We start from the raw sequence: 5,383 nt of genomic DNA on the forward strand, positions 1-5,383 counted from the left end.
ACGCACCCGAAATCCTTTATTCTGTGGGGCTTTTGCGTCTGCTCGCCACGTTTTGGCTACCGCTGCTCGTAGGTGCCGTAGATGACCGCCCGCGCGATGGCGTGCTGGAACAGCTGGAATCCGAGAAACGCCGGGCTGGCGTCCTCGGTGAGGTCGAGCTTTTCGACGTCCACCGCATGCACCGCGACGTAGTAGCGGTGCGGTCCGTGTCCGGGCGGCGGGGCGGCGCCGACGTAGCGGCGCATGCCGGCGTCGTTGACCAATGTCAGCGCGCCGCCGGGCAGTTCGCGCCCGTCGCCGACACCCTCCGGCAGCTCGGTGACGTTCGCCGGCAGGTTGGCCACCGCCCAATGCCAGCACCCCGACCGGGTCGGCGCGTCCGGATCGTAGACGGTGCCCGCGAAGCTGCGGGTCTCGTCGGGAGAACCGGACCAGCTCAGGTGCGGGCTGACGTCCTCGCCGCCGGCGCCCATGATGCCGCTGATCTGGGCGGTGGCCAGCGGCTGGCCGTCGGTGATCGACTTCGACGTCAACGTGAATGACGGCAACTTGGGCAGCCGGGCATAGGGGTCAGGCGGTGTGGCCATGGTCAGTCCTCTCGTCTCATCAGCAGTGTGTCAGAAAATTCGCCAGCACTTGGGTGCCGAACCTCAGCGCGTCCACGGGTACCCGCTCGTCGACGCCATGGAACAGCGCAGAAAAATCGAGGTCCGGCGGCAGCCGCAGCGGGATGAACCCGAAACAGCGAATACCCAAGCGGGCGAACGCTTTTGCATCCGTCCCGCCGGACAGCATGTAGGGCACGGTCCGCGCGTCGGGATCGGCGTCCAGCAGCGCGGCGTTCATGGCGTCGACGAGGTCGCCGTCGAAGCTGGTCTCATACGACGGCAGATCCCTGATCCATTCGCGGGTCACGTCCGGGCCGATCAGCTCGTCGACCTCGGCCTCGAACGCCGCTTGCCGGCCGGGAAGCACCCGGCAGTCCACCATGGCCTCCGCCGTGGCCGGAACCACGTTGGCCTTATAACCGGCCTTGAGCATCGTCGGGTTGGCCGTGTCGCGCAATGTGGCCTTCAGGATGCGGGTAATAGGTCCCAGCTTGTCGATCGCGCCTTCCAGGTCGGGGGAATCGGTGTCGAAGCTGTGCCCGGTCTCCTCGCCGACCGCGGCCAGGAACTGCACGACGGTGTCGCTGAGCACCAGCGGGAATCGGTGGCGGCCCAGCCGCGCGACCGCCTCGGCGAGCACTGTGACCGCGTTGTGGTCGTGCACCATCGAGCCGTGCCCCGCCCTGCCCCGGGCGGTCAGCCGCATCCATTGCAGGCCCTTTTCGGCGGTCTCGATCAGATACAGCCGGCGCTCGCCGCCGTCGCGGCGCGGCACCGTCAGCGAAAAACCACCGACTTCGCCGACCGCTTCGCTCACCCCGGCAAACAGGTCGGGGCGATTGTCGACCAGCCACTGGGCCCCGAACGTACCCCCGTTCTCTTCGTCGGCGACGAACGCGAACACCAGATCGCGCGGCGGCACGATGCCGGCCCGCCGGAACTGGCGGGCCACCACGATCATCATGCCGACCATGTCTTTCATGTCGACCGCGCCGCGGCCCCAGACATAGCCGTCCTCGACGGCGCCGGAAAACGGGTGCACACTCCAATCGGCCGGCTCGGCCGGCACCACGTCAAGATGACCGTGGATCAGCAGAGCGCCCCGCGAACTATCCGCGCCCGCCAGCCGGGCGAACACATTTCCGCGGCCGGGCGCACCGGACTCGACGTATTGGACCTGGTAGCCGACCTCTTCCAGTTGTTCTGCGACCCACTGGGCGCATTCGGCCTCACCTTTGGTGGTCTCTGGGTCACCGGTATTGGTGGTATCGAACCGGATCAGCGTGCTGACGACGTCCAATACGTCGTCGACGGGTAATCCGGCTGGGACGGTCACAGTCACCTTTCCTACCATTGGAGGGCGCGCCTCGGCCCGATTGCGCGGCTCGTTGGGCGACCGATACACCAGCCGCATGGTCGCCGCGCTAGTTTGGGTCGGTAGAGGCGAATCCGATAGCCTTAGCTGCCACAATTGTTGGTCCGGTCCGAGTGGCGGAATGGCAGACGCGCTAGCTTGAGGTGCTAGTGCCCTATTACTGGGCGTGGGGGTTCAAGTCCCCCCTCGGACACATCCGGCGACACGACTCAGATCGGCCGTCGCCGTGACCCGTCGCAGGTATGGGTCGTAGTCAAGACGCAAACCCAGGCTTGCATACACCTGTGCGCGTTCCGCCCCGGTTGCCTCACCAAGCACCGCCGACAGCCCGCCCAACTCCTCGACCAATTCGCTGATCTGCGCGGCTGACATGGCGCGGGGTCTTTCGGCTCGTTCAAGGCGCGCCTTCAGCTCGTCAGGCACGGCGGTACGGCGGCGTAGTGCAGCAATCAAGTCCTCGACGGCCACACCAGACTCCACTGCTGTAACCAGAGCAGCAATCTTGTTATTCGCCTCGCTGAGCTGGTGCTGCAAGGCGGCGTAGCCAGCTCCCGCTACTAGGTCTACCTCTTGTCGGCGTGCCAGGTCTTCCGGATCGGCCAGTGTGGAGATCCATTCGTCGAGTCGAGGTGTCACCGCGTCCTCGCGGAGGTAGACCGTACGCGGGTGATCGGTCAGTTCCGCTGGTACAGAACGTGACCTACCCAGCTCACAACGGTAGAGAATGCGGGTTGTTCGCTTCCCGACGCGAGCGGCGCCCTGCATCCGCCGTCCGCATACGGCGCAGAACAACATCCCGCGAAGCGCGTACGGCACCGTCGACTGTCTGTTGCAGACGAGACCGGGACCGCGCCGCGCCTGCGTGCGGAGACGAACAGCCTCGGCCAGATCGTCAGCGATCAGTGCTTCGTGCGTGCGGCGGCCGGTGCGAACCAGTCTGCCTCATCACGCCACCGCATACGCGTCTCATAACCGGCAGCGACATCGTCAGGGTTGACCAGGATCTCGTATTTCTCCTGCTTGCCCCAAACGCGTACACCGAGGTGCGTCGGGTTGTCGAGTATGGCGCGGATCGCCGAATGAGACCAACCTCGCGGGTCACGGTGACGATTCCGTGCCGGGTCATACTGGCTCGGTGACGGCACACCATTATCGGTGAGCTGTTGCGCAATGTAGCGCAGGCCCGCTCCGTCGGCGTACATGCGGTAGATCCGCTCGCCGACCGAAGATGTCGCGGGGTCAGGTTCGAGGCGGTGAAGCCGCTGCCCAAGATTGGCCTTGGCAGGGTTTGGGTGCGGGCCAGCATCGACGAGCCGGTAACCGTAGGGTGGTCGACCACCGAGATATCGGGCGGTGTCCTGCGCGAGTGCTGACATCGCCGTACGGACGCGCATCTGGATTCGAGCGCGCTCTCCCTTGCTCATGCCGCCGAACAGAGTCATCACCAGGTCGTGTGCCTCGGAGCCGGGATCGACCGCTCCGCCGACCTCGGGTACCCACAGGCCGACTCCGTAGTGCGTGAGGACGGGGAAGGTGAGCGCGAACTGCGGCCCGTAGAACGCACGGGCGGGTTCCCCGATCACTACGGCATCGAAGCTACGGTCCCGAGAAGCGACATCAGCAAGGAGACGTGACGCCTCTGGCCTGCGCTTCCACGGCAGCGAACGGCTCTGTCCCACATCGAAATAGTCAGCGGCGAGGACTCCGCCGTGCGGAGTGATCAGGTCCATGGCACGCCGCTTCTGCGCGATGATGCTGTCGGTCTTGCTGTATGCCTACTGCACCGGGGAGCGGTCCTCGCGGAGGATTGGGCGACGCTTGGTCGAGGATGTGGCGGTGCGGGTGGTCGCGGCCAATCAGCAGCCTGATCACGCCACGCTGGCCCGGTTCCGCCGCCGCCACCAGGACGCGATCGCAGGATTGTTTGCCCAGGTCCTGGGCTTGTGCGTCAAGGCTGGTCTGGTCGATGCGGGGGTGGTCGCGATCGACGGCACGAAGATCGCCGCGAACGCCTCGTTCTTCGCTAATCGTGACCATGCCGACCTGAGCGCCGAACTCGCCGAATCCGTGGACCGCGACCCCACTGCCGCGGCGGTTCGTCGTGTCGCCGATCATGTGTTGGCCGAAGCCGAGCAGGTCGATGCGGCCGAAGACGAGCAGGGCCAGAATGACCAGGTCAGGCGGGTGCCGGCCGGGTGGTCCGGTGGCCGGGATCGGCGGTCGCGGATCCGGGCTGCCCTCGCTGAGTTGGAGTCGCAAAAGGCGCAGGACTTTCAGACCCGGATGATCGAGCGTGCCCGTAAGGAGAGCGAGCTGGGTCGCACGTTGACCGGGCCGAAACCGAGCGCGGAAACGGCGCGGCGAGCGCGGCCGCGGCGAGCGAACACGACTGATCCGCATTCGCGGATCATCCCGCACGCCTCCAAAGGCGTGCTGCAGGGCTACAACGCGCAAGCGGCCGCGACGACTGGGCACATCGTGGTGGCTGCCGAGGTCGCCGCCACCACCAACGACCAACCCCACTTCGTGCCCATGGCCACCGCGGTGACCGACAATCTTGCCGAGGCCGGGCACCGCGGTGGTGCGGGCACGTTCGTGGCTGACGCAGGCTACTGGACCAGCATCAACGCCACCACCGATGTCGGTGCCGAGGTGCTGATTGCGACCCGGAAGTCGTCGTGGCGCAAAGCCGATAAGCCCGATGACGACAAGTTGGCGGTGCTGGCGAAGGTGAACCGTGGTGAGCTGTCCCAGCGTCAAGCGGGTGCGATTCTCGGTGTCTCGTACACCTGGGTGCGGGACATGACCAAGCGGTACTTCGGGCGCGATGGACAACGCATCACCCGCAGCGCCGAACCCGAACCCGAGGAATGGATCCCGGTAGTCGAACGTGTCGCCGCCGGCGAGATCTCTCTGCGTGCCGCCAGCGATGACCTCAGCGTCTCAGTATCACGAGTCAAGACGATGCTCGCGCATATCCGCGGCGACATCACCGATCCCACGGTCGCCCGAAATATGATGAATAACAAGCTTTCTCAACCCGAGAACGCCACGCTCTACCGCAAACGCAGCGTCAGCATCGAGCCCGTTTTCGGAAACATCAAAGCCAACCTGGGGTTCCGCAAATTCTCCCTCCGCGGACATGCTGGAGTGCACAGCGAGTGGCGCCTGATCTGCGCAGTGCACAATCTGCTCAAACTCCAGCACGCGATACCCGCCTGACCGAAGCCACCGCTTGCGCCCCACCGGTCAACGCATCATCGGCGCCACTCACACCATGGACTCGTGCGACACCCTCTGTTATGCCCGTATCATCACCGGTTGCACCACCGTGGCGTCATCACCATCACTGGATCTGCAGGCGCGCTGATCGTCACCGACAGCGCCGGCCGATTACTGA

General features: G+C 65.5%; 3 protein-coding genes, 1 tRNA gene and 2 pseudogenes. 3 read left to right on the forward strand and 3 right to left on the reverse strand.

All coding sequences use genetic code 11. The annotated features are described in order from the left end of the window. Positions 1-56: 56 nt before the first annotated feature. Together ACFE99_RS21805 and ACFE99_RS21810 are read right to left on the reverse strand one after the other, a co-directional pair. Positions 57-587 (reverse strand): YbhB/YbcL family Raf kinase inhibitor-like protein, encoded by a 531-nt coding sequence (locus ACFE99_RS21805; protein ID WP_375488493.1) that lies wholly within the window; start codon positions 585-587, stop codon positions 57-59. A gap of 19 nt (positions 588-606) precedes the next feature. Further along, positions 607-1,962 carry a M20/M25/M40 family metallo-hydrolase gene (locus tag ACFE99_RS21810; protein ID WP_375488495.1) on the reverse strand — a complete coding sequence of 452 codons (1,356 nt, stop codon included), beginning with the start codon at positions 1,960-1,962 and terminating at the stop codon, positions 607-609. Positions 1,963-2,090: 128 nt separating this feature from the next. Here ACFE99_RS21810 and ACFE99_RS21815 point away from each other — a divergent pair. Beyond that, a tRNA-Leu gene (locus tag ACFE99_RS21815) sits at positions 2,091-2,176 on the forward strand. Here the strand turns inward: ACFE99_RS21815 and ACFE99_RS21820 are convergent. Then, positions 2,158-3,713, reverse strand: a pseudogene (locus ACFE99_RS21820) (recombinase family protein). The gene ACFE99_RS21815 and the pseudogene ACFE99_RS21820 overlap by 19 nt on opposite strands. Here ACFE99_RS21820 and ACFE99_RS21825 point away from each other — a divergent pair. Then, complete coding sequence (locus tag ACFE99_RS21825) at positions 3,712-5,205, forward strand: transposase (RefSeq protein WP_375488497.1); 1,494 nt, start codon at positions 3,712-3,714, stop codon at positions 5,203-5,205. The pseudogene ACFE99_RS21820 and the gene ACFE99_RS21825 sit on opposite strands and share 2 nt — an antisense overlap. A gap of 33 nt (positions 5,206-5,238) precedes the next feature. Continuing rightward, positions 5,239-5,383, forward strand: a pseudogene (locus ACFE99_RS21830) (hypothetical protein); the annotation flags it as partial.

Origin of the sequence: uncultured Mycobacterium sp., assembly GCF_964249325.1 — a bacterium.
Classification (GTDB): domain Bacteria; phylum Actinomycetota; class Actinomycetes; order Mycobacteriales; family Mycobacteriaceae; genus Mycobacterium.